Origin of the sequence: Salimicrobium flavidum, assembly GCF_900156645.1 — a bacterium.
In the GTDB taxonomy this organism is placed as follows: Bacteria; Bacillota; Bacilli; order Bacillales; family Halobacillaceae; genus Salimicrobium; species Salimicrobium flavidum.
This window is the reverse complement of sequence record NZ_FTOC01000002.1, coordinates 149,274-173,535: the sequence shown is the minus strand read 5'-3', so window position 1 is coordinate 173,535 and position 24,262 is coordinate 149,274. Positions and strand designations below refer to the sequence as shown.

The following is a 24,262-nucleotide window of genomic DNA, read 5'->3' as shown; positions in this document are numbered from 1 at the left end:
CCTCCCTTTTTCTTGTTATATATATAATATAACAGTTATATGAAAAAGACAAGAAAAAGCACCGTAGCGAGCTACAGTGCTTTTACATACGTATTTCTCTATATTTTTGTCGCCACGGGTATGCCTTTTCCAGCTGTCGAGCGAGTTGAAAAAGCACGTTGTCCCTGCCGTATCGTGCTGTGAAATGGGAGCCGATAGGCAAATTCCCTTCCGTCCAGTACGTCGGTACACTCATCGCCGGCTGACCGGTCATATTTGCGATCGGCGTAAGGTATGCGTATATTTCGGATACAGCCAATATTTCATCGATGGTCTTCTCCTCCCCATTATAACAACCGAGCGGGAGAGACTTCGTGTGGTTGACCGGGTGGAGAAGAATATCATACGTCTCAAAAAAACGATCGAGCTTCTGCGTTTCCAGAAATACCTTCTCGCGTGCTCGTTCGTAGTCAAGAGCGCTGTACCCTGCGGCTTTTTCCTTCAGGGTATAGAGCATCGTTTCTATGTCAGGAGCCTGGGCTGTTTTTTCATTAGCGGCGGCAGCTTTGTCCACGCTCAATGCTCCACCGATCACCCATAAATAGATATAGGCTTCCATCATCCCGTCATGGTCGAACTCGGGATACACTTCCTCCACGTCATGTCCGAGTGCCTCACATTTTTCGGCTGCATCACGAACGACTTGCTGAACGTCATCTTCTATAGCGATCGTTCCGTTCACACGCGGAGCGTAAGCGATTCTGAGCTTTCCCGGATTTTCAGCGGATTTCTCAAGAAACGGGCTGGATTTAGAGGGGAAGCCGTACCCTGTCCCCGGCACCGGGCCTTCGATCGCATCCAGCAATGCAGCACTGTCACGAACGGAAGTCGTAACCGCATGATGAACAGACAGACTGTTCAGATACATCGTCAAAGGGGAGCGACCCCGCGTCGGTTTGAACCCGAAAGTTCCGGTATTCGATGCTGGAATCCGGATCGAACCGCCTCCGTCACTTCCATGTGCGAACGGAGCCATGCCCGTCGCGACGGCAACTGCCGCCCCACCACTGGACCCACCAGGCGAGCGTTCTCTATCCCACGGATTCAAAGTCTCTCCAAGAAACTGAGACTCCGTAGCTGGAGTGAAGCCGAATTCCGGAGTATTCGTTTTTCCTGTGATACGAAGGCCTGCCTGTTTGTACCGGCGTACGATTTCTTCGTCCACAGGTGCGATGAAACCCTCCATCACTTTTGAGCCATATGTCAAAGGAGCCCCTTTGACCGCATTCAGATCTTTGATTAGAAAAGGCAGACCTGAAAAGAAACCGGCATCGTTATAATCGGCATGTTCCACTTCATGCACAATAGCGTTCAACGCAGGATTCTTCCATCTTTGCACAGCTTTGTAGTGGTTCAACACTTCTTCCTTGGAGAGTTCTCCTTCTTTGATCATTCGCACCTGATCCAGCCCATCTTTTTCCGTCAATTCTTTTATGTACATTTAGACGCACTCCTTTCCTCACGAAAAAGAACAGGACAACGCCTTCCCGCTCCCTCAAAAGAGGAGGCAGCAGTTCGGCTGTGCCCTTTTCATCGTCTGTGTGACTACTTCGCTGTATAGAACATCTGGGTCCAATACGTTACGTATGCACCATCACTATCCACATAGCCGATACCGATCTCTTCATAAGCTGCAGTTAATATATTTTCCCTATGTCCTTCACTGTTCATCCAGGCATTCACGACTTCCTCCGGGGTGACCTGCCCGGCGGCGATGTTCTCTCCGGCGAATCGGTAATCAAACCCGAAGTCATTCATCATAGTAAACGGTGACCCATACGTCGGGGACTGATGCGCAAAGTAACGATTCTCCTCCATATCGCGAGACTTTTCTTCAGCTACGCGGCTCAGCTCTTCGTTCAGCTCCAGTGGGGCGAGTCCGTACTTTTCCCGTTCCACATTTGTAAGCTCAACCACTCTCTGCTCAAATTCGGAGATTCCATCCGCGGCAGTGAATGTTTGAACGACGCCGGTACTGATGACCTGACTCGTTTCCGACTGCAGTTGAGGAGAGATCACCAGTTCATACATTTCGCCACTCTCATAAAACGTTTTCGGTTCTATCCGGAGGGTGGCCTCCGAGATAAAACGTTCCACAGGATGAAATGTCCCGTCTTCCTTCCTGATACCAATGTAGCTGTTACTCTCCAGCATTTCCTCGTCCATGCTTGTACTGAATTCAATCGTCCATGGTTTGTCGACCGGCACCTGCTTTTCCGGCCACACTTCCGATTCTGCCTGAGCAGGGTTCAACACTCCCAAAAGCAATAAAAACAATGCACTCGCCCAGTATTTTTGCATCCCGACCGCCCTCCTGCTTTACCTATAGAATCCCATATTCTGAAACTTCCGACAAGAGTCGAATTGCCTAATAGACTCACATACTTTCCAATTGATAGAAAAAAGCCCGGGTATATGCCCCAGGCTTTTTCGTTCACGTTATTTTTCAGAATATCCGAAAAGTCACTGAATCATCTGGTAAATGACTTTGGCAGCTTCCTCACGGTTCGCATCGTCTTTCGGACGGAACATATTACCTTTTTGACCTTCGATCAGTTCGAGTTCATAAGCAGCATTGATATACGGGTCGAATTCTCCACGGATATGATTTTCATCTTTGAAAACATGATCGCCCTCCGCTTCATAATCCTCATCGTGGTAAACATTATATGCTCTCATCAACATCGTCGTCATCTGTTCTCTCGTAATATTTCTTTCCGGTTTGAAGGATGTTTCTGAATATCCATTCGCTATCCCCGCTTCGTGCACTGCAGTAATCTCTTTACTGAAACGATCACTTACGTCCGTAAATGGAAGTTCTCCATCCGCTTCAAGGTCGAGCGCACGTGCTATAAATGCAGCGAATTGGGCACGGGATACTTCTTCATCCGGACGGAATTCCGACTTGCTATACCCTTCAATCACCCCGAGGTCTGTCAGCGGGTAAATGTAAGGGGCGAAATGGTGATCCTCCGGCACATCTTCGAACGATTCCGAAGCTTGTTGTTCCGGCATATCGAACTGATACGTCGCAAAACCATCCGCTCTCGTTTCCTGGTAAGTGATTTCTTCAATGTTTTCCGCGTATTTCTGTCCTCCCGGAGCAGAAGTGAATGTCAGCGTCGGATCGCCTTCCACGGGAGCGAACGACCAGTTCTGATCCGCCTGAGGGTTAATGCTGTCGTTGCTTTGGATATAGTCGACCAGCACCTGTCTGTTCTCATCCGGAGATTCTATGACGATATTGTCTCCGTCCGGATTAGCGAATTTCATATTGGCGCGGTAATTGTTCGTCGCTACCAGAAACTCCTGATCCGGATCGATCGCTTCTCCTTCGTATTGCACATTTTTGATACGATGGCTATCATTGATTTGTTCTCCGTCATTGTCATAACGTGCCGGTTCTGTAACATCAATTTCATAGGTGATACCGTCGATCACATCGAAGTTATAGCTTGGAAACCCTGGTTCCGTACTCGTATTCGCTTTTACGAGCTGTTGAGGACCTTCTTCATCCGGGTCGATCTGATTGAACTGTCCTGCGCTCCACTCCAGCCATTCGATGACCTGAGCCCCGTCTATCTTCACGGCGCGTACCGTGTTCGGGTATTTATACAGGGAAGTGGTATCACTGATATTCAATCCTCCCGCTTCGATATCCGTGAAGTCACTCACTCCGTCACGACCGGCTTTGAACGGAGCAGCAGCAGATAGTACAGGAAGATCGTCATTCGCCGTTCCCTGTACATACTTTTCTACATATTGTTTCTGTGCGTCGTTTACAATCTGTACGGTCGGATCATCGAGTACCTGGGAGAAATAGCTGTAAAGCGGTACTTCCGTTTCTCCGACCGGTGTTTGCACGTAATCCTGTGTCGCTTCATGATCTTCTTCAACAGCATCCTCGACGCCTTCATGGTTCTCTGCGAGAGACTCTCCGTTCTCCGAATCATAAATGGCACGGGTTTCAGATTGCTGATCCGTCACTGCCCATTCCCCGTCCTTATATTCAAGCGACAGGTCTACCACACCGAGGTGCGACCCCCAAAAGCCGGCCTGAGCGACAGCGACTCCATTGATTGTTCCCTTTTCAAGATCGACACCGGCTGTTCCATCGAGCCCTGCATAGTCATCACTAGGAAATGCCTGATGCGAGTGTCCGAAAAGAAGCGCATCAAAACCGTCGACGGTCGTAAGCTGATACGTCTGGTTTTCCGCACCTTTGATGTAGTCTTCAGTATTACCGAGTCCTGAATGCGGAACCCCTACGATGACATCGGCCCCGTCTTCTTTCATCTGAGGAATGAATTTTTCAGCTGTTTCCTTCAGGTCACGGGTCTCGACTTTCCCTTCAAGCTTATCCTTATCCCACTGCATGATCTGTGGAGGCGTGAATCCGATAATCCCCACTTGGATCGTATGAGTATCTCCGTCTTCGTCCGTCACTTCTTTATCAACGAGAACATAAGGGTCGAAATAATTTTCGTTATTGGTCGGATCGTCATCGTCATCCGCTTTATAGACGTTGGCGTTCACATAAGGGAAGTCCGACCCTTCCGTCGCCTGGCTTAAGTAATCGAGTCCATAGTTGAACTCATGGTTCCCATAGTTCCCCGCGTCATAATCCAGAAGATTCATGGCTTTATAAACCGGGTGTATGTTTCCTTCTTCATCAAGAACACCGTTGTTATGAATATGATCGGCCAGTGGGTTCCCTTGAATCAGGTCTCCGTTATCAATAAGTACATTGTTCTCCTGCTCTGCCTGAGCATCTTCAATCAAACTTGCGACTTTTACAAGACCGACTGTATCATCAGTCGTTCCACTGAAGTAATCGAAGTTCATGACGTTACTGTGGATATCCGTCGTCTCCATAATCCGTAAGTCCACTTCATCCCCATCTTCTTGAGCCGCCACTCCTGTGCCGGGGAGAACCACCCCGAGAACAAGTGCGCCGATACTTAACCATCCGGTTTTTTTCAACATGTCCCCTCCTCTTTGAATTCGCTTTCAAAAAACACAGTTACATTATATCAAATATGACAGATAAGTGAATACCAAAAAAACAATTCGTTCCTACACCAGGACAAAACTAAAAAAACAACACATCGCTTTCCGCGGGCACGGCCTCAAGCCACCATGATCAAGCAGATCGCCTGGTCATGGAGTTTTCAGCACATGCTTTACCCGCCGGATTCTCTGTGTTGTTCTTTACAAAATAATGGGCATCGTCTCGAATGTTCGGTTATTGATCATTGTTATTCGTTTTGTCTGATGCTTTTTTTATATGCTTTTCATAAAAGAATAGCTCTATTAAAGCCTATTGTTGATGATAGGAACGGAAGGTGGGGACGCCTGCGGAACGAGCATGGAAGGAAAATCACCCGTATCGACCAGAGGGAGAAACGGGAAGTTTCCGCCATGCCCGCGGCAAGCTTCCACCCGCAGTTATGAATATCCACAAGGAACGATAACAGAGCTTAAAGCAAGGCTTCCATAATCGCTTTTTGGACGTGCAGACGATTTTCGGCCTGATCGAAAACGACAGAATTCGGACCATCGATCACTTCCGCGGTAATCTCCTCTTCCCGGTGAGCCGGCAGACAATGAAGCACACTCACGTCCGGTTTCGCTATATCCACGAGGTTCTGATTTACCTGATAAGGGAAAAGAGCTTTTTTCCTTTCTGCTTCTTCCGCTTCCTGGCCCATGCTCGTCCAGACGTCAGCGTACAGCACATCGGCGTCTTCTGCGGCTTTTTCCACATCAGCTGTAATAGTTACACTCCCACCGTTCGTCTCCGCAAGCTCCCGGGCATTTTCCGTCACGAATCCCAGCGGTTCATAGCCCGGAGGGGAAGCGACTACGACTTCTAGTCCGAGAATCGCGCCGATTATCATGAGGGAATGGGCGACGTTGTTGCCATCTCCTGTATAAACAAGCTTCACGCCGGAAAGTTTTTCTTTCTGCTCATAGATGGTAAGCATGTCCGCGAGTGCCTGGCATGGATGATAAATGTCGCACAGTCCACTGATGACAGGTACGTTTCCGTTCGCAGCCAGTTCCTGTAGTTTCTGATGAGAATCTGTCCGGATCATGATTCCGTCCACATATCTCGACAGCACCTGGGCTGTGTCAGCAATCGTCTCTCCGCGTCCGAGCTGCATGTCCCGGCTGTTCAGGTTGATAGCCGTCCCACCGAGCTGCGTCATCCCTACTTCAAAAGAGACGCGCGTACGGGTGGATGATTTTTCGAATATCATCGCCAGGGTTTTCTGTGCCAATGCTTCTGAATAGGGCTTCTGTTTCAATTCCACTGCTCTCTCCAGCAGATGAACAATCTCTTCTCTTTTGTAATCTTTCCAGGTCAGCAAGTGTCTCCCCTGGAAAGAAATCTTTCCCTGTCTCGGTTCTATTTCCACACTCATACTTTCACCCCGTCTTTCACAGGTTGCACAAGGGCAATCCTTTCTTTATTACGATGCTCCATGCTATCTTTATACGCCTGATAGGTGGCTTTGTTACTGAAAATGGTGATCCCCGCTTTCAAAGCCTCGATGCGCTTTCGTTTCGCTTCTTCCGTTTCCGCCTCGTTATGATAGACGGTGGCGGATTTCGAGGTTAGCCACGTGTCGAAATCCTCATCCTTCTCCTCATCAAAACTCGCCGGATCATCCGGATAAGGGAGATGCTCAAACACTTTCGCCAGCGCCTGTTCTTTCGTTTTCCCGAGATACATCCCTTCTCCTGTCGACATCATATTCGCGCCAAGCTTGTGATCGAGTTCCGCCAGGGTATGGGAGGAGAACACGGGAAACTTCACCGCAATATAAGGTATGTGCGGCTTCGCTGCCGGAAAGGTCATCGTTTCATCGATCATCGCCTGCACGGCCCAGTCGATCAATGGTACAGCAGCTGTCTTGCTGACAATCGGAACTGTACGGCTTGAACGAGGGTTCACTTCCAGTACAAAGACCTCCTCCCCGCTCACAAGAAATTGGATGTTCATGATTCCTTTGTAATTTACATGAGTCGCAATCTTTTCCGCGTACTTTTCTATCTGTCCACTGATGCCTTCATCCACTTCAGCCGGGAATACAGCCATACTGTCTCCGGAATGGACGCCCGCCTCTTCGATGTGAGCCATGAGGCCGGGGATGAAGACCTCTTCACCATTGCTGACAAGTTCCACTTCGATTTCTTCCCCGGTGATGAACTGATCCATCACAAGCGGATAGTGCTTCGCTTCCGTTTCCTCTAGAGCCGCTTCGAGTTCTCCTTTCGAATGGATCACTACCATCCCCTGACCTCCGATGACGTAAGAAGGACGACAGAGAAGCGGGTACTGATATGAATCGGCGGCCTGTCTCGCTTCTTGCGCAGAATGGCACATTTCCCCCGGGATATGAGGAACATCGATGCTCTGCAACAGATCATAGAAAGCTTCACGATCTTCAAGCTTCTCGATTACGGAAGCAGGTACACCGGCGACTTTGTAGCCGTGGTTTTCGATAGATTCCGTCACGTTCAGGGCCGTCTGACCGCCAAAAGAGGTGAAAACGATATCCACTTGTTCAAAGGCAGCGATATCGAGAATATTCTCGAGTTTCAAGGGTTCGAAATATAGCCGGTCGGCCGTTTCATAGTCAGTGCTGACGGTTTCCGGGTTATTATTAATCATCACCGTCGTATATCCTTGTTTCTGAAGACTTTCGATAGCTTTGACCGCGCTGTAGTCGAACTCTACGCCCTGACCGATACGAATCGGCCCCGCACCGATGATCAACGCTTTCTTCTCCGCTTTCAGAGGTTCTATTTCCGTGACCCCTGCGTACGTGCTGTAGACATAATTCGTTTCGGCTTCGAATTCCCCGGCACACGTATCGACGATTTTATAAGAAGGGGTTATATCGTGAGTAGCTCTGAACGACGCCCACTCTTCCACCGGGATCCCGGTCACTTCGGCAAGTTTCGTATCCGAGACTCCATAGAGTTTCGCCTGCTTCACTGTTACCACCGAAGTATCACCAGCTAGACGTTTCTCCCAGTCGATCATACGACTGAAGGTATGAAGGAAAAACGGATCGATTCCGGTCGCATCAAAAATCTTTTCCATCGAGGTTCCCTGACGCAGCAAGTCAAGAATCGCAAAAAATCTTGCATCGGTCGGAGCTTCGATATGCTCCCAGGCATCATTAATCGCCGCGAAGGTCGGCAACGTCTGGTCCAATGAGTCGATCGCTTTCTGGAAGGCCGCTTCAAGTGTACGTTCAATCGCCATGACTTCTCCTGTAGCTTTCATTTTCGTCCCGAGTGTACGATTGGCGTCTTTGAACTTATCAAAAGGCCAGCGCGGGAATTTGACGACGACGTAATCAAGCGTGGGTTCGAAGCTTGCGTACGTGTAACCTGTAAGAGGGTTCATCAGTTCATCCAGCCGATATCCGAGAGCTAGCTTTGCAGCCATTTTGGCAATCGGATAGCCCGTCGCTTTCGAAGCGAGAGCCGAGGAGCGGCTGACCCGAGGATTGACTTCGATGACATAGTATTGCCGGCTGTTCGGATCGAGAGCGAATTGTACGTTACAGCCACCGATTACTTCCAGACTGTCGACGATCGTAAGAGCCGAGGTCCGGAGCATCTGATATTCTTTATCCGTCAGCGTCTGCGAAGGGGCTGTGACAATCGAATCCCCCGTATGAACCCCGACCGGATCGATGTTTTCCATATTACAGACCGAGATACATATGCCGTCTTTGTCCCGCATCACTTCATATTCGATTTCCTTGAACCCTGCTATACTTTTTTCCAAAATAACCTGGGAGATGGGGCTCGCTTTCAGTCCATCCTTCATCAGTATTTCGAGATCGTCTTCATTGTAGGCGACACCGCCTCCGCGCCCACCGAGGGTATACGCAGGGCGACTGATGACAGGAAAACCGATATGAGCCGCGAAAGACCGGGCAGCATCAAGTGTTGTAATGACCTGACTTTCCACCACAGGCTGATCCGTATCATTCATCACCTGACGGAACTGCTCCCGGTCCTCTCCTTTTTGAATAGAGTCGATGGATGTTCCGAGCACTTTCATATCATATTTATCCAGAATCCCTGCTCCCTGCAGCTCCACTGCCAGATTCAACGCCGTCTGTCCGCCGAGACCCGCAAGCAGAGAGTCCGGCTTCTCCTGCTGGATGATCGTTTCGATACTTTCGATTGTGAGCGGCTCACAGTAAACGCTATCCGCAATCTCAGGATCGGTCATGATCGTCGCCGGGTTGTTGTTGACAAGCACGACTTCGTACCCTTCCTCTTTCAGTGCCAGGCATCCTTGAGTCCCGGAGTAGTCGAATTCAGCCGCCTGCCCTATGATAATCGGTCCAGAGCCGATCACGAGTACTTTTTCAGACATATGTCGTCACCCCTACCTTCTGCACCATTGTGAAAAATTCATCTATCATCCATTCAGCATCTTCAGGTCCCGGATTCGCTTCCGGGTGGAACTGAGCGCTGAAAATCGGTTTCTCTTTGTGCACCACACCTTCTACAGATCCATCATTCACATGGACCAAACGAGCTTCGAGCGGAGTGTCCTCGAGACTCTCCCCGGTCACTACGTAGTTGTGATTCTGAGACGTTATGAATACATGACCGTCCTTCAAATCTTTCACCGGATGATTGGCCCCCCGATGACCAAAAGGAAGTTTTTCCGTATCCGCTCCGTAGGCGAGAGATATCACCTGGTGGCCATAACAGATACCGAAAGCCGGATACTCGTCGAGAAGTGCTTTGAGTTCTCCCAAGTGACCTGTGACATCTTTCGGATCCCCGGGTCCGTTCGAAAGAACAATCCCATCCGGCTTCATTCCGTGAATGTCAGCAATACTCCGGAAAGGAACGGTCGTCACTTTCGCTCCGCCGGCGAGCAATTTATCCAGAATCGACTGCTTCCATCCGAAATCTATAAGTACGAGATGAGTACCTCCATCACCGTGAACTTCTATTGTTTCCTTGCTCACTTCAAAAACCTGCCCCGCAGCCTCTAAGGGTGCAGGGGCGGAAGGCGTATTCGCTATACTCGCCCGACACGTCCCTTTCGTACGAATCGCTTTCGTAATCTCTCTCGTATCGATATTCGTTAAGTATGGAATATCCATTTCTTCCATGTAAGCAGCCAGAGACTGATCCGCCTGGTAGTGACTGTCCTCATCTGAACATTGCCACATGATCGCCCCTTTCACTTGCGGTTTTTCGCTTTCACTACCGCTATCGGAAACGCCGTAATTACCTATCAAAGGATACGTAAAAACGACGATCTGACCACGGTAGGAAGGGTCTGTGAGGACTTCCTGATAACCGGTCATTCCCGTATAGAAAACAACCTCTCCCTCGACCGGAGACGCCCATTCACCGGATGCATGTCCTTCGAAAAACTGTCCGTCTTCAAGCTGAATGACACCTTTCATATAACCACCCCATCTATGTGCATAATTATTATATTCGATGAATATTTATGCTATTATCTTATCAAATAAGATATTTGTCAAGACTGGACTAACGAAAAAAGGAGAACCATTTCGTTGCATCCATTGCTGATATCTTCCAGCGAATACCATAAAAAGATGAATCGTCGGGTTCTTCTACAGTCAGGTACGTACGAACGCAATATAAAAGAATTTTCATCGTGGTCATACATTCAGCGAGAATTTCGAACACAACGATGAAAGCGGGCATACCCTCCCGCCAAGGTATGAAAACCACAACAAAAAAACCACCCGCACACAGGCGGATGGTTATTCAAAGGACTGGAAAACGTACGAGTCCTGTACCGTATACACTTCTTCTCCGAGCAACTGATTGACAATCACTTTACTACGGAAGACGGCCAAACCGAGATTGGTGGAGCCGACACCGTGGGTGTGCGTAATTCCACTGTTGGCAAATATGTCGTAAGGATTTTCTCCTTTTTCCACAAGACGGTAATCTTTCGTCACCTTGAAACGACCGTATTCATCAAATTCGATGATATCGGATAAATCATGGACGAACTCCGGTACGTTCGGCTGGTAACCGGTGGCCACAATCACTTTATCCGTCCGTTTTGAATACGTGTCCTCTTTCTGATAATGATGACACGTCAATTCATATTCCCCGTCCTTCTGCTCGATACCGGTCACTTTCGTAAGCGGAAGAAGCCTGACATCGAGCTCTTCACCGCCCACCGTATATTCATACATCATGTTATATATTTCGTTGATCGTGTGTTCGCTGATTCCTTTGTAATACAACCCTTGAGAAGCGAAAATCTCATCCTTTTTTTCCTGCGAAAGAGGGTAGTAATAATCGATATAATCCGGAGAAAAATGTTCCAGATTCAACTTCGACTCTTCCATAGAGGCGAATCCCGGCGACCGTGTGATCCAGTCCAGGCTGAATCCGCAGGTGCGCTGTTCTTTAAGAAGTTCACGGAAAGCTTCCGCCGCGCTCTGCCCGGAGCCGACGACCGTCACCCGGTTCGCATCCCGGCATGTATGACGCTGAATCTCGAAGTCCGCCGTGTGGAACACGTCTTCTTCCGGCATACCCTGTAGTGCCTTCGGGAGCGCTGGGGTGCTCCCGGTACCGAGTACCACATGCTTTGTGAAAAAGGACTTTTCGCTTCCGGTCGCTTCTTCCCGCACGTCCACCCGGTGACTACCATCCTCCAACCGGTGGATACCTGTAACTTTTTCACCGAAACGGCAACTCTCAATCCGCTTCGATGCCCAGTTACAGTAATCGTTGTATTCCCTTCTCGGGATATCGAGACGCTGCAATATATAAAACTGATACATCCGCCCCTGCTGACTGATATAATTCAAAAAACTGTGAGGATTCGTAGGGTCCGCCATCGTAACAAGATCCGCAAGGAAAGGCACCTGAAGTTTCGTTCCCTCGATCAACATTCCCGGATGCCAGGCGAATTCCGATTTTTGTTCAAAAAATGCCGCTTTCACATCCTGAGTATCCAGGAGCGCAGCGAGACTCAAATTGAACGGGCCGATGCCGACCCCGATTACGTCAAATGTTTCCTGTTGTTGTTCCACTTCATCTCGACCCCTTTTTTCAGAAAAAATGCTTATTTCTGAAGTTTTCCTTTCTAATCGTATCATATTGAAAGAAAAACGAAACGAAAAATTTCGAAATCTTCTTAATGTGCAGCCTGCTTACTGACAAGATCCGCATACCTCCCACCTAAGGAGACCAGCTCGTTGTGACTGCCCTGTTCCACGATTCTTCCGTGCTCCATCACCAGAATCAGGTCAGCATTGCGGATCGTATTCAGCCGGTGGGCGATGACGAAACTGGTTCGGTCTTTCATCAACGTCTGGAGCGCTTCATTGATCTTGATTTCCGTCACTGTATCTATACTGCTCGTCGCTTCATCGAGAATGAAAAGGGAAGGATTCTTCAATATGGCACGGGCGATCGAGAGAAGCTGACGCTGCCCCTGGCTTATGCCCTTCCCATCGGAGTCCAGCATCGTGTCATACCCGTACCGAAATTTGCTTATGAATACATCAGCCCGCGCGGCTATCGCTGCCTGTTCCACTTCGTCATCCGTCGCATCAAGACGCCCGTAACGTATGTTTTCCCGAATACTCGCATGAAACATGACGGCATCCTGGAGAACAAGACCCATATGCTCCCTCAATGCGGAGCGCTTCAACGAACGTATATCTTTCCCGTCGATCCGAACACGGCCTTCTGTCGCGTCATAGAACCTCGACAGTAGAGAAACGACAGTAGTTTTCCCCGCACCAGTCGGGCCTACCAAAGCCACGGTGCTCCCCGGTTTCACGTGAAACGATACGTCTTCGAGCGCTTTTTCTTCCTGATCATAATAAAAATGAACGTGTTCAAACGCAACGTCCCCGTTAATATTTTCTACTTCGACTGCTTCTTTCTCATCCGTCGTTTCCGCTTCTTCATCAATGATACTGAGCACTCTTTCCGCCCCCGCTACTGCTGAAAGAATCATGTTGAATTGATTGGCGAGATCGTTGAGGGGGCGGGTGAACTGTCTCGAATACGTTGTGAAAGTGACGATCAGACCGACCGTTACAAACCCGTTCAAAGCAAGTACAGCACCCCCACCGACAATAATAGCGAAACTGAGACTATTCAGCATATTCATCAGTTTCGGAATAAACCCGGTATACACCTGAGCCCAGTACCCTGATTCATAAAGCGCCTCGTTCTTCTCCGCAAATTCCTTCTCTACGTCTGCTTCCTTCGAAAACATCGCTACGATCGGCTGTCCGGAAAACATCTCCTCTGCGTATCCGTTCACCTCTCCGAGATTTTTCTGCTGGTTCTTAAAATAAGTGCCGGTCCGCTTCGTGATCCATTTCATCCCGTAGTACATCACTGGAACGACAGTCACCGTCAGCAACGTAAGCATTGGACTCAGCACGAGCATTATGATGAGCGTCCCGGCGATTGTAAGAACACTCGTCACGAACTGGATAACTGCAGAGTTCAGTGTACGACTCACATTCTCCATATCGTTGGTGAGGCGGCTCATCAATTCCCCCTGCTGATATTTCTGGAAAAACGCCATCGGCAAATGCTGAAGATGATTGAACAGATGTTCCCGCATCCGGTACACCGTATTCTGGGACAGTTGAATCATCGAATAACTCTGCACCCACATGAATACCGATTGAAAAAGATAGATAACTCCAAGATATATGAGGAGCATCATCACCCTGCTTCTTTCAGGATTTTGTATGATGGTATCGATCACCACCCCGAGCAGATAAGGACCAGCGAGGGATAAAGAAGAACTGATGAAAATCGCCAGGAGCACAAAATAGAACTTCCCTTTTTCCTGCATCATATAGGACCAGATGCGCCGGAGTGTCGATTTCATATCATCCACTTTCGGACGACCGGTGAACGCTGCGGATTGCGCATGTTTCCTGTCTGCCATCAGTCCCCCTCCTCTCTTTGCGACTCATATACACTACGGTAATAGTCGTTCTCCACCAGCAGTTGTTCATGAGCCCCTTCAGCGAGAAGCTCCCCTTCCTGCATGACGAGAATCCGGTCGGCCTGACGAAGGGAACTGATTTTCTGCGCGGTTATCATAACCGTCCGTTTCTCTTCACGGAGAACAGTAAGAAGCTCCTCTTCCGTTTTTGCATCCAGCGCGCTCGTACTGTCATCGAGGATTAGAATCGCAGGGTCGCGAACAAGAGCCCGGGCGATGGACATCCGTTGCTTCTGGCCACCGGAAAAATTGACGCCTTTTTGGCCGATCTTCGTTTCGTATTTCTCCGGTAACGTATGTATAAACTCGTGGATGCGGGCTTTTATGGCGGCTTCTTGCACCTCTTCATCTGTAGCTTCCGGGTTACCGAAACGGATATTTTCACGGATGGTGCCGGAAAATAAGTGCACTTCCTGTGGTACAAGACTGATCTGTCGGCGCACATGATGAACATCCGCTTCTTCAAGTTCCTTTCCGTCTAAAAGGATGTCCCCTTTTTCCTTATCAAGCAGACGCGGAATGAGGTGGAGCAGCGTCGATTTCCCGGAACCTGTTTCCCCGAGGATGCCGATCGTCTCCCCTGAATAGCCGTGGAAAGAGATATCTTTCAACACCAACTCCTCTCCGCGCCGGGCGGATACGTGACGAAACTCTATGCCGCCTTCAAGATCGAATCCAGGTTTGCCTTTGTCATCAAGGTATGCGGGGGTCTCTTCCTGCAACACCTGAGCAATACGGCTCGAGGAAGCCTGGCCCCTCGAAAAAACCATGATCAAAAAGGTGAACATCGAAAAGTTCACCATCATCCGCGTCGCGTAATTGACGATGGCGACCAATTCGCCCGGCTCCACCCCTCCCATCGGAAGCTCTCCGGCGCCGAACCACAAAATAAGGAGGATGACCGCATTCATCATCAGCATAAGCGCAGGCATGGCAAATTCCATCAACCACAGCGCCTGTTTGTTCGTATGGCGGAGAGAGGCATTGATGCCATGGAACCTTTTCTCCTCGTGGGATGTACGATTGAACCCCTTGATCAGTCGAATGGCCGTAAGATTCTCCCTTATAATGCGGTTCACTCCGTCGAGCTTATTCTGCACAAAGCGGAAGAGCTTCACGCCTCTGATACTGACCAGCAACATAAAAAGAACCAGCACTGGAGTAGAAATCAAAAGGATAAGCGCCATGTCCCTGTTCACCGTAAACGCCATAACCAGAGCGAATATGATGAATAGAGGAGCTCTCAAACCGATTCTCGTAAACAGGAAGAGAAAGTTCTGGATTTGAACGATATCCGTCGTTACTCTCGTAACCAGGTCAGGGGTGGAATACTGATCGAAATTTTTCCCGGTGAACTTCTGTACTTTCCCGAATATATCCCTGCGGAGGTCATGGCCCGTCCCCTGGCTCGCCTTGGCAGCGAAGAACGAATTGACGATGCCCGCACCAAAAGCAGTGAACGAAAGAAGCACCAGTATGATCCCCCAGGTGATGACGGTGCGATAATCTTCCTGAAGAATGCCCTCATCGATTATCTTCCCCATGATGAGCGGCTGGAAGAGCTCGACTGTCAGTTCCACAAGCATCAGCGCAATCGCAAACAGAGCCGCCCGTTTATAAGTTGATACGTATTGCAGTAATAGCCTCAAGTCACTCACTCATTTCTATCATTCATCAGCAGGGAAAACGACTCCGATCTGTCTCCTCACTTCCTCCATGATCCGGGAGGTCTCCAGTGAATTCTCCGGGGAAGATACGAAGGATTGAGACTGGGAATCCTTAACGGATAAAATGTAGCTGAACTCCGTCAATTCCCCTAACATGGAGGTTTCTGAAAGAGTAGGCTGCAAGGCTTCTTCTGTACCGTCTCTATATTTGATCGTCATCCCTTCTGGAGTGGAGATATCCGGAATGATAATCGATCCCTCCTCCCCCTGGATTTCAGAAGGGGCATAGGAATTATGGATTTTGGAAAACGAGACGACAGCTTCCATCTCATCGTAATTGAAAATCGCTGTGCCCTCCCCGTCTACACCGGTATCCAACAGTACACCCGTGGCTTTTATGTCAGTAGGAGCACCGAACAAATCCACCATCGGATAAATACCGTAAACCCCGAGGTCCATCAGTGCCCCGTTCGACAACTCTCTCTTAAACGCATTCATGACCTCGCCTTTTCGATATGCTTCGTAACGGGAGGAGAACTTACAATAATTTCCGACATAACGACGGACTTTACCGATTTTATGGATCTCGGATTTTATTTGTGCAAAACCAGGCATTAATACCGACTTGATCGCTTCCATAAGAACGACACCCTCTTCTTCAGCCGTACGGAACATCTCTTCCGCTTCCCGGTAGTTCGAGGCGATCGGTTTCTCACACAATACATCCTTGCCGTTCCTCATACAGAGAAGCGCCTGTTTGTGGTGCAGGGCATTAGGGCTCGCTATGTAGACCGCATCGATCTCATCACTGGCGGCGAACGCTTCAAGATCTGTATAAGTGGAGGGCAGGCCATGCTTTTCAGCAAATTCGTCCGCCTTCTCTTGTGTTCTTGAATAAACGGCCTGGGGCACTACGTCCTCCAGATGTTCCGCCGCAGCAAGCAACCTGTCCGTTATGAAATTCGTACCGATAATTCCTAAACGCATATCGAACTCCTCCTTCTTAATTATTTCTCCATTATAACAAAAAGAAAACAGGAAGCACCCTGTAAAGAAAAACACCCCCTCTTCCCTTCAAAGGAAGTATGGGAGTGTCTGTTTCGAATTCTGGCCCTATCGATCAAGCAGAAAATCGGCTTTCCTGTTATTTGAATTCATCTGCATATTCTTCATATTCTGTGCCTTCTAATTCATCGGCAGGAATGAACTCCATAGCCGCTGAATTCATGCAGTATCTGAGTCCGGTCGGCTCAGGTCCATCCTGGAACACATGACCTAAATGGGAGTCCGCATGCTTACTGCGTACTTCCACGCTCGTTCCGAAAATACCGGTATCTTCTTCATACGTTATATTGGCCAGTTCCAAAGGTTTCGTGAAACTAGGCCAGCCCGTACCGGAATCATATTGATCACGGGAGCTGAACAACGGTTCTCCTGAGACGATATCTACATATATCCCCTCTTCGGTGTTGTCATGATAGCTATTGTCATAAGCGGGTTCCGTGCCATCTTCCTGCGTCACTTTATACTGCATGCTGTTCAATTCAGACACCGCCGCTTCTTTATCCTCTACAGCGAACGGGGAAGCTTTGCTTATCTCATACTCTTTGTCCTCTCCCCACACGTCCTCCAGGAATTCATCGCGTCCGGAGTTATCTCTATAATAATCATATCTTCCCGGATTTTTCTTATAGTAGTCCTGGTGGTATTTTTCCGCTTTGTAAAAGGTGTCGAATTCTTCAATAGAAGTCACGATTTCACTATCGAACCTTCCGGATGCTTCCAATTCATTCAATGAAGATTCTGCCGCCTGCCGCTGTGCCTCATCATGATAAAATACAGCCGATACATACGGCTCTCCTCGATCCACGAACTGTCCCTCATCGTCTGTTGGATCTATTTGACGCCAGAAAATCTGCAGAAGGTCTTCGTAACTGATCTTTTCCGGATCATACGTGATTTGGACTGCTTCCTGATGCCCCGTCTCCTTACCTGAAACTTCTTCATACGTAGGGTTCTTTTCTTCGCCCCCCGTGTACCCGGAAATCACACTGATGACGCCGGGCTTGGATTCAAATGGCGGCTCCATGCACCAGAAACACCCTCCAGCAAACGTAGCCTGCTCCATACCTTCCAAGTCTCCCTGTAATTCTGCTTGTTCCGTGGCGAGTACCTCTTCATATTCCTTTGCTGTTAAAGCCTGATACAAAAACCAGCCGCCTGCTAATAGAACGACCGCAATTATACTAATAATCCATCGTTTTTTATTCATGGAACACCCACTTTCGGTATCTAACTCGTACATAATACCTTTCTTTTAATTATAATGAAAAAAAACTACAGATTATATCATTATGCTTATACCGTTCAGAAAATTGAAAATCTGCTGCATAAAGAGCATTACACTCTCTTCTGCAACAGATTTCCCCTTCTTGCTTTATCTTTTTCAGTTTGGCTACCCTGAAAATAAATATTCAGGGTAGCCTTCATTTTATGTTCGAGGCTTCTTCCCTCAATTTGAATTTCTGAAGTTTTCCACTGGCATTTCTCGGCAGTTCCTCGACGAATTCATAACGTCTCGGACGCTTATACCTGGAGAGACTGTTACCGGATAAAAGGAATTCATCAATTTCCTCCCCCGTAACCTGTTCTTTTTTCACAATGAAGGCCACCACCTGTTCTCCCCATTTGACGTCAGGTTCCCCGACAACTGCAGCATCCTCGACGGCCGGATGGTCGTTCAGCGCATCCTCCACCTCGCGGGAGTAGATATTTTCTCCACCTGAAATGATCATATCCTTCACCCGGTCCCGCACCCAAAGGAAGCCTTCCTCATCCATCATTCCGATATCGCCTGAGTAGTACCAGCCGTCCCGGATGACTTTCTCCGTGGCTTCCGGACGTTTGTAGTATCCTTTCATCATACTCGGACCCCGGACGATGATTTCTCCCAGTTCACCGGCTTCACAAACGTCATCCGGATGTCCGCTTTCTTCCCCCTCAGCGCGAATGATTCTTACTTCCTGATTCACGAGAGGCTTGCCGGCGGAACCAGCTTTCCTTATTTGATCATCTTCCATCTGTACCGTAATCGCAGGCCCCATCTCTGTCATCCCGTAAGCCTGGACAAGACCGATTCCTAGCACATCATATAATTCTTTCGTCAGGGAAGGAGGCATCGGTGCTCCGCCATAAAGGCCCTGCCGAAGTGTTTTTATATCATCGTTCTTGAATTCCTGCTGAATCAGCATGTGCCACATCGTCGGTGCACCGAACATAGTCGTTATCCCTTCTTCTTTGATCAGACGGAGAGTTTCTTTCGGATCATAATGGTGGAGGACTACATTTCCGGCTCCTACAAGAATCCTCGGGAAGATCGCACAATGCAATTCGGCACAGTGAAACATCGGACCTATCGAAAGACCATTATCCGCCGGTGTGAGACGCATAGTCAGCGCAATGGCCATAGCCTGATCGACCATATCCCGGTGCGTATGAAGCACACCTTTAGGGTTGCCTGTAGTTCCTGATGTATACATAATCGCATACGTATCCTCTTCATCAAGACGGGTATCTATTCTTTCAGTCTTGCCCGAAAGTTCATCGTACAGATTCTTCGCACTCTCTCCTCCGCCATCAATAGACCAGAATTCCGTACCGGGCATCTCTGATTGGACCGGTCCCACCTGTTCCGAAGTCGCTTGCTCGAACAGGACGACTTTCGGTTCCGCGTCTTTCAGAATGAAGGAAATCTCTTTCTTCGTCAGGCGGAAATTGATCGGATTGAAGACTGCTCCGAGTTTCGAACATGCAAATAACGTCGTAAGAAACTCCGACGTATTAAAAAGGACCGTCGATACTACATCTCCTTTAGAAACGCCATTCTCCTGCAATGTATGAGCGTACCGGTGTACTTCTTCCTCCCACTGTCTATAGGTCCATCTTATTCCTATCCGTTCATCTACGATCCCTTCTTTTTCCGGAAATTTGGCTGTCGTCTGTTCAAAAACGGATTTCAATGTCGGTCCCATATCCCCACTCCTTATCGAAAAATTCAGAAAATGATCTGTATATCTATTATTTTCGACAAGAGATCGATTATTCCTGCTTCCACGAAAAAAAGCGGAAGTGCTAGACTCCCGCTTTCGCATCCACAATACGATTGATGACACTGGCTACGCCGTGCTCCAGATTCGATTCCGTAATGAGATCCGCTTCCTGCTTCACTTCATCCTGGGCATTTCCCATAGCGACTCCGACTCCGGCTTCTTTGATCATTGCCAGATCATTGAGACTGTCCCCTACTGCCATCACTTCCTTGATAGAAAAGCCGAGAAAACTGTTCACTTTGTGAAGCGCGGCTGCTTTACTGACGCCGGCAGGGTTGATTTCGATATTTACAGGACTTGAATTCGTCACCTCAAGAGCCGGATTGTCCATCACTTCTTTCAGAATGACTTCACGGATCTCTTCATCCGGAACTTCAAATCCGATTTTCAGCCATTCGTACTCATCGAGAGGTTTTTCAAAAGTATAATCCGAATCAAAGGCCCCTTCCACCGTGGATGTCCAGAGACGGATGTCATGTTCTTTCTGGATTTCCCATAGACGTTTCACTTCCTCCATGGCAAGCACCTGCCGCTTCACAAGGTTGAATCGTCCATCATAGATCTCTCCTCCATTAACGGTAATGACATATTCGGACTCTCCGAGAGTTTCTATGACTTCACGACACTTCACTATCGGCCGGCCTGTACTCACAACCACATGGATACCGGCATCTTTCGCACGTTGGACTGCCCTTCTGTTCTCATCGGAAATCTCGAATTCGTTTCTCAAAAGCGTGCCGTCCATATCCAAAGCTATCAATTTTATATTTTGTTCCATTCTTCATCACGTCCTCTCTACGACCTATATTCTAATATAGACGACCTTTCCCGTCCACCAGGAAAACCGCTCCCCGGTGAATTTCCATGAAAAAAATGCCCCCGCGGAGAGGGCATTTTGCTGAGGATCTTACGCTTCAATAAGTTTATTCACCTGGTTCTTCCACTGACTGAACCCGCCGTCCATATTTCGGACATCAGTGATTCCATGCGCCTGAAGAATACTGGTAGCGATAGCCGAGCGTGCTCCGGATCCGCACTGAACGATCAGCGGACGACCTCCAGGCACTTCTTCGATTCTATTCGGAAGCTCTCCCAGATAGATATGGGCAGCTCCTTCAATATGCGCTTCCTCATATTCTTCTTCCGAGCGTACATCAAGGACTTTCGCTTCCCCTTTTTCAATCATGGTCACGGAGTCTTCAGGAGTATAGTTGTGGTAGTGTTCCGTACGACTACTCATCGTGACTGCCTGGGAAGCCTCCATATAATGGGTGACCTTATCGATACCGATGGAACGAAGGGCTGCAAGCACTTGCTGATGTTCCGTATCTTCCGTCAGAATGTAAAGGTCCCGGTCGTAGTCGACGATCCATCCGGCCCAGTTGGCGAAGGACTTGTTGAATGGAATATTATACGTTCCTTTCACATGACTTTTCGCAAAACGGGCAGAATCACGTGTATCCAAGACCTGAACACCTTTATCCAGCGCTTCTTCAAGTTCTTTCGGATTGTCGATACGTTTCGGATCATTCAGTTCACGTACGATGCCAGGTCCGACTTTGTTCACTTTTTTCATTTCCGCAAAGTAGACAGGCGGAGCCGGTTGACCATCGGTCAGTTCCTTCACGAATTCCTCTGCATTGTCATGCTGGAACACCCAGTTTTCCTGTTTTTCATAACCGAGAGTGGACTGTGGCACAGAACCGAGTGATTTTCCGCACGCGCTTCCTGCCCCGTGTCCTGGCCAGATTTGGAGAAAGTCCGGAAGTTCGCTGAATTTCTGCAGCGATTCGAACATCTGATAGCCACCTTTTTCCGCTGTTCCTTCAGCACCGGCAGCTTTTTCAAGAAGATCGGGACGGCCGACATCCCCGACGAATAGGAAATCGCCGGTGAACACACCCATGGCGTTGTCCGTGCCTCCATCTTTCAAAGTGAAGGACAGGCTTTCCGGGGTATGCCCGGGCGTATGAATAACACCGATCTTCACGTTCCCTACCTTCACTTCATCTCCGTCTTTCAGAAGCTGATGAGGCAAGTGATCGATATTCTCATATTTCCAGTCGCTGTCCCCTTCATCCGATACATAAAGCGTAGCTCCGAGACGTTCGGCCATTTCCCGTCCTCCGGAGACGAAGTCAGCGTGGATATGCGTCTCTAAAGCACCTGTTATCCTGAGTCCATTCTGATTAGCCGCTTCGATATAAGGCTCGATTTCACGGGCCGGGTCGACAACTACCGCTTCTCCGGTAGCCTGGCACCCGACAAGATAAGAGGCTTGTGCTAAATAATTATCATAGAAATGTTTCAGTAACATACATAATTCCCTCCCGTTCATAATTTACCTACCATTAGGGGTATATCCTTTTCCAAAAAATTTTAAACCTTAATCCATTTCCTGAAGTCTCTGTTCCATCAGATCTTTATTCATAGCGCCGAGGATGACAGACTGTACTTTACCCTCTCTATCCACGAAGATAGAGGTCGGTACCGGCCCTACTTCATATTGCCCCATAACATCCGAATTCTGATCGAGAAGAATCGGAAACGAAAGACCGAACTCTCCGACAAACTGACTGACGGCGTTCCGCGTCGACTCGGTTTCGGTCAGATTCACTGCGAGAATCTCAAGGTCTTCGGTCGACTGATACATCTCTTCCATATCCGGCATCTCCGCCCTGCAAGGAGGACACCACGTCGCCCAGAAATTGATGATGACTGGAGTACCGCGGTAATCGGACAGGCTCACTTCCTTCCCACTCAAAGTTTCGAGCGTGAAATCGGGAGCCTCCTCCCCTTTTTGAAAGCTGGTGGCATCTTCCTGCTCCCCCTGCCCGTTTGCTGTCATAACAGTATCCCCTGAATCTTCGACGGCCTCTCCCGGCTCATACAATAAATCATATAGGGCCCAGCCGAACAGGCCCACCACTACAACAACTACGATCCATTTCTTCATCAGAATATCCCTCCGACAATAATCGTTCCGAGATTAGAAAACCACGTATCCTGGACCATCCGGAGCAGCATATTAGATATCTTCGTCAGCTGACCCGTGTACAGCAGCACACCCATCACGACCATCATACCGCCTCCGACTTTCATGAAAATCTGGCTGTACCGCACGACCGTCCTCGCAGACCCTACGAAGAAGGAGAATATAAGGAACGGTACGGCGAACCCGAGTACGTAAAAGACGCTGTAGACCATACCCTGTGTCGGGTTGCTGGCAGCCAATACGAGAATCGAACCGAAAATCGGCCCGATACACGGGGTCCAACCGGCTGCGAAACCTACCCCTGTAAAAATCGAACCGGTATACCCGAGGGCTTTTTTAGGCTTGACCGAAAAACGTTTTTCCCTCATCAGCCAGGAAAAATTAATCCACCCGGCTACAAATAATCCCATAACTATAATAAAAACTCCTGCGATTCGTTGGAGGAAGACTCCGGAATCCCCGGTGAGCACCCCCTGCATCCATTGTCCTGCCAAAGACGCCCCGAATCCGAGACTTAAAAATATCGAAGCCACTCCAATAAGGAAAAATACAGAGTGAAGCAGCACTTTCTTCCTTATTTGTGGATTTTGTTTATCCTGAATATCTTTTACACTCATCCCTGTGATGTATGAGAGATATGCCGGAAAAATCGGCAACGTACACGGTGACAGAAAAGATAGCACGCCGGCGCCAAACGCCAGCCAAAATGTTACATCCGCCTCCATCTGTATACCCTCCTATCTATAATGAATATTCCTGCAGCGGCAATGACATAAAATCCGGCATCCACCGGTATTCCCATCCAGTCAAGCACTGCACCGTCCAGACTGAGGAGACCTGCTGCGAGCATCCCTGCCTCGAGCACGGCCGACCAGTATTTCTTCCATAAAAAAGTTCCTATATAAATCAAAAACCAGACCACTATTTCCGCCAAAGGGCGATCGTCCATCGTTATTATACTTATAATATAGTAGAAGAAAAACGCTCCTGAAAGAAGTACAGCCATTTCGTGAAATTCATCTTTTGTAACAGCGAGCCGAAAAGCATGGATCACCATTGCCCCCACCCCTATGTAGAACTCCAGGGTACCGCTCGGGTAGCTGAGTACAGCCACCGGGTACTCTAAAACCATCGGGAATGTCGTAACGAGCTTGGCTCCGATGAATACGACGAAGAAAGTCGTAAGCAGGGAGACCCCTTTTGAAATGATACCCCGCTTCGCTGTACTTCCTTCACGCATCGTCCAGAAGACAGTTATACTCAAAAGCAAAGCAGCGAGACGTATCACTATATATGGAGGTACAAACATAATCTCCCCCTCCTTTATATCATATTCCAATTAACCTTTTGTGAATAATGAATGAACACTACGTGTTTAGTTCTATACCTGCAAGGGTACATGTATTTGAGAAAATAC

The 24,262-nt window shown here is 48.5% G+C and carries 17 protein-coding genes; all 17 read right to left on the bottom strand.

Features of this window, described 5'->3' with window-relative positions:
• Positions 1 to 82: 82 nt before the first annotated feature.
• Complete coding sequence (locus tag BW944_RS04125; protein WP_076557087.1) at positions 83 to 1,480, bottom strand: amidase; 1,398 nt, start codon at positions 1,478 to 1,480, stop codon at positions 83 to 85.
• 104 nt (positions 1,481 to 1,584) lie between these two features.
• On the bottom strand, positions 1,585 to 2,340 hold the full coding sequence (locus tag BW944_RS04120; protein ID WP_076557086.1) for a CAP domain-containing protein: 756 nt from the start codon (positions 2,338 to 2,340) through the stop codon (positions 1,585 to 1,587).
• A 162-nt stretch (positions 2,341 to 2,502) separates the two neighbouring features.
• Entirely contained in the window at positions 2,503 to 5,025 is a 2,523-nt protein-coding gene (locus tag BW944_RS04115; protein ID WP_076557085.1) for a bifunctional 2',3'-cyclic-nucleotide 2'-phosphodiesterase/3'-nucleotidase, read from the bottom strand.
• Positions 5,026 to 5,519: 494 nt separating this feature from the next.
• On the bottom strand, positions 5,520 to 6,467 hold the full coding sequence (gene argF / locus BW944_RS04110) for an ornithine carbamoyltransferase (protein WP_076557084.1): 948 nt from the start codon (positions 6,465 to 6,467) through the stop codon (positions 5,520 to 5,522).
• Complete coding sequence (locus BW944_RS04105; RefSeq protein ID WP_076557083.1) at positions 6,464 to 9,451, bottom strand: carbamoyl phosphate synthase large subunit; 2,988 nt, start codon at positions 9,449 to 9,451, stop codon at positions 6,464 to 6,466. Before BW944_RS04105 ends, argF begins: the two co-directional genes overlap by 4 nt.
• Positions 9,444 to 10,505, bottom strand: a complete 1,062-nt coding sequence (locus BW944_RS04100) for a carbamoyl phosphate synthase small subunit (protein WP_076557082.1) — start codon at positions 10,503 to 10,505, stop codon at positions 9,444 to 9,446. Before BW944_RS04100 ends, BW944_RS04105 begins: the two co-directional genes overlap by 8 nt.
• Positions 10,506 to 10,832: 327 nt before the next feature.
• The gene (locus BW944_RS04090; RefSeq protein WP_076557080.1) at positions 10,833 to 12,125 is read right to left on the bottom strand and encodes a lysine N(6)-hydroxylase/L-ornithine N(5)-oxygenase family protein; all 1,293 of its coding nucleotides are present in this window, start codon (positions 12,123 to 12,125) and stop codon (positions 10,833 to 10,835) included.
• 104 nt (positions 12,126 to 12,229) lie between these two features.
• Positions 12,230 to 14,014: an ABC transporter ATP-binding protein gene (locus BW944_RS04085; RefSeq protein ID WP_076557079.1), complete on the bottom strand. Its 1,785-nt coding sequence runs from the start codon at positions 14,012 to 14,014 to the stop codon at positions 12,230 to 12,232.
• The gene (locus tag BW944_RS04080; protein WP_407690078.1) at positions 14,014 to 15,732 is read right to left on the bottom strand and encodes an ABC transporter ATP-binding protein; all 1,719 of its coding nucleotides are present in this window, start codon (positions 15,730 to 15,732) and stop codon (positions 14,014 to 14,016) included. Before BW944_RS04080 ends, BW944_RS04085 begins: the two co-directional genes overlap by 1 nt.
• Positions 15,733 to 15,741: 9 nt before the next feature.
• Complete coding sequence (locus tag BW944_RS04075) at positions 15,742 to 16,728, bottom strand: Gfo/Idh/MocA family protein (RefSeq protein WP_076557078.1); 987 nt, start codon at positions 16,726 to 16,728, stop codon at positions 15,742 to 15,744.
• Positions 16,729 to 16,885: 157 nt separating this feature from the next.
• Positions 16,886 to 18,013 (bottom strand): peptide-methionine (S)-S-oxide reductase MsrA, encoded by a 1,128-nt coding sequence (gene msrA, locus BW944_RS04070; RefSeq protein ID WP_076557077.1) that lies wholly within the window; start codon positions 18,011 to 18,013, stop codon positions 16,886 to 16,888.
• 214 nt (positions 18,014 to 18,227) lie between these two features.
• Entirely contained in the window at positions 18,228 to 19,772 is a 1,545-nt protein-coding gene (locus tag BW944_RS04065) for a fatty acid--CoA ligase (RefSeq protein WP_076557076.1), read from the bottom strand.
• Between the two features lie 100 nt (positions 19,773 to 19,872).
• Positions 19,873 to 20,628, bottom strand: a complete 756-nt coding sequence (locus tag BW944_RS04060; protein WP_076557075.1) for a Cof-type HAD-IIB family hydrolase — start codon at positions 20,626 to 20,628, stop codon at positions 19,873 to 19,875.
• 129 nt (positions 20,629 to 20,757) lie between these two features.
• Positions 20,758 to 22,167 (bottom strand): MBL fold metallo-hydrolase, encoded by a 1,410-nt coding sequence (locus BW944_RS04055; protein ID WP_076557074.1) that lies wholly within the window; start codon positions 22,165 to 22,167, stop codon positions 20,758 to 20,760.
• Positions 22,168 to 22,236: 69 nt separating this feature from the next.
• The gene (locus BW944_RS04050; RefSeq protein ID WP_076557073.1) at positions 22,237 to 22,806 is read right to left on the bottom strand and encodes a redoxin domain-containing protein; all 570 of its coding nucleotides are present in this window, start codon (positions 22,804 to 22,806) and stop codon (positions 22,237 to 22,239) included.
• Positions 22,806 to 23,570, bottom strand: coding sequence for a cytochrome c biogenesis CcdA family protein (locus tag BW944_RS04045; protein ID WP_076557072.1), 765 nt, complete (start codon positions 23,568 to 23,570; stop codon positions 22,806 to 22,808). The genes BW944_RS04050 and BW944_RS04045 overlap by 1 nt, the downstream gene beginning before the upstream one ends.
• Positions 23,555 to 24,154, bottom strand: a complete 600-nt coding sequence (locus tag BW944_RS04040; protein WP_076557071.1) for a hypothetical protein — start codon at positions 24,152 to 24,154, stop codon at positions 23,555 to 23,557. Before BW944_RS04040 ends, BW944_RS04045 begins: the two co-directional genes overlap by 16 nt.
• Positions 24,155 to 24,262: the final 108 nt, after the last annotated feature.

Bases quoted from the DNA above. Each gene is read 5' to 3' on its own strand.
- BW944_RS04050 (WP_076557073.1), bottom strand. From the start codon at position 22,806: ATGAAGAAATGGATCGTAGTTGTTGTAGTGGTGGGCCTGTTCGGCTGG.
- BW944_RS04125 (WP_076557087.1), bottom strand. From the start codon at position 1,480: ATGTACATAAAAGAATTGACGGAAAAAGATGGGCTGGATCAGGTGCGA.
- argF (WP_076557084.1), bottom strand. From the start codon at position 6,467: ATGAGTGTGGAAATAGAACCGAGACAGGGAAAGATTTCTTTCCAGGGG.
- BW944_RS04055 (WP_076557074.1), bottom strand. From the start codon at position 22,167: ATGTTACTGAAACATTTCTATGATAATTATTTAGCACAAGCCTCTTAT.
- BW944_RS04045 (WP_076557072.1), bottom strand. From the start codon at position 23,570: ATGGAGGCGGATGTAACATTTTGGCTGGCGTTTGGCGCCGGCGTGCTA.
- BW944_RS04105 (WP_076557083.1), bottom strand. From the start codon at position 9,451: ATGTCTGAAAAAGTACTCGTGATCGGCTCTGGACCGATTATCATAGGG.
- msrA (WP_076557077.1), bottom strand. From the start codon at position 18,013: ATGAATAAAAAACGATGGATTATTAGTATAATTGCGGTCGTTCTATTA.
- BW944_RS04065 (WP_076557076.1), bottom strand. From the start codon at position 19,772: ATGGGACCGACATTGAAATCCGTTTTTGAACAGACGACAGCCAAATTT.
- BW944_RS04075 (WP_076557078.1), bottom strand. From the start codon at position 16,728: ATGCGTTTAGGAATTATCGGTACGAATTTCATAACGGACAGGTTGCTT.
- BW944_RS04060 (WP_076557075.1), bottom strand. From the start codon at position 20,628: ATGGAACAAAATATAAAATTGATAGCTTTGGATATGGACGGCACGCTT.
- BW944_RS04115 (WP_076557085.1), bottom strand. From the start codon at position 5,025: ATGTTGAAAAAAACCGGATGGTTAAGTATCGGCGCACTTGTTCTCGGG.
- BW944_RS04120 (WP_076557086.1), bottom strand. From the start codon at position 2,340: ATGCAAAAATACTGGGCGAGTGCATTGTTTTTATTGCTTTTGGGAGTG.
- BW944_RS04085 (WP_076557079.1), bottom strand. From the start codon at position 14,014: ATGGCAGACAGGAAACATGCGCAATCCGCAGCGTTCACCGGTCGTCCG.
- BW944_RS04040 (WP_076557071.1), bottom strand. From the start codon at position 24,154: ATGTTTGTACCTCCATATATAGTGATACGTCTCGCTGCTTTGCTTTTG.
- BW944_RS04100 (WP_076557082.1), bottom strand. From the start codon at position 10,505: ATGAAAGGTGTCATTCAGCTTGAAGACGGACAGTTTTTCGAAGGACAT.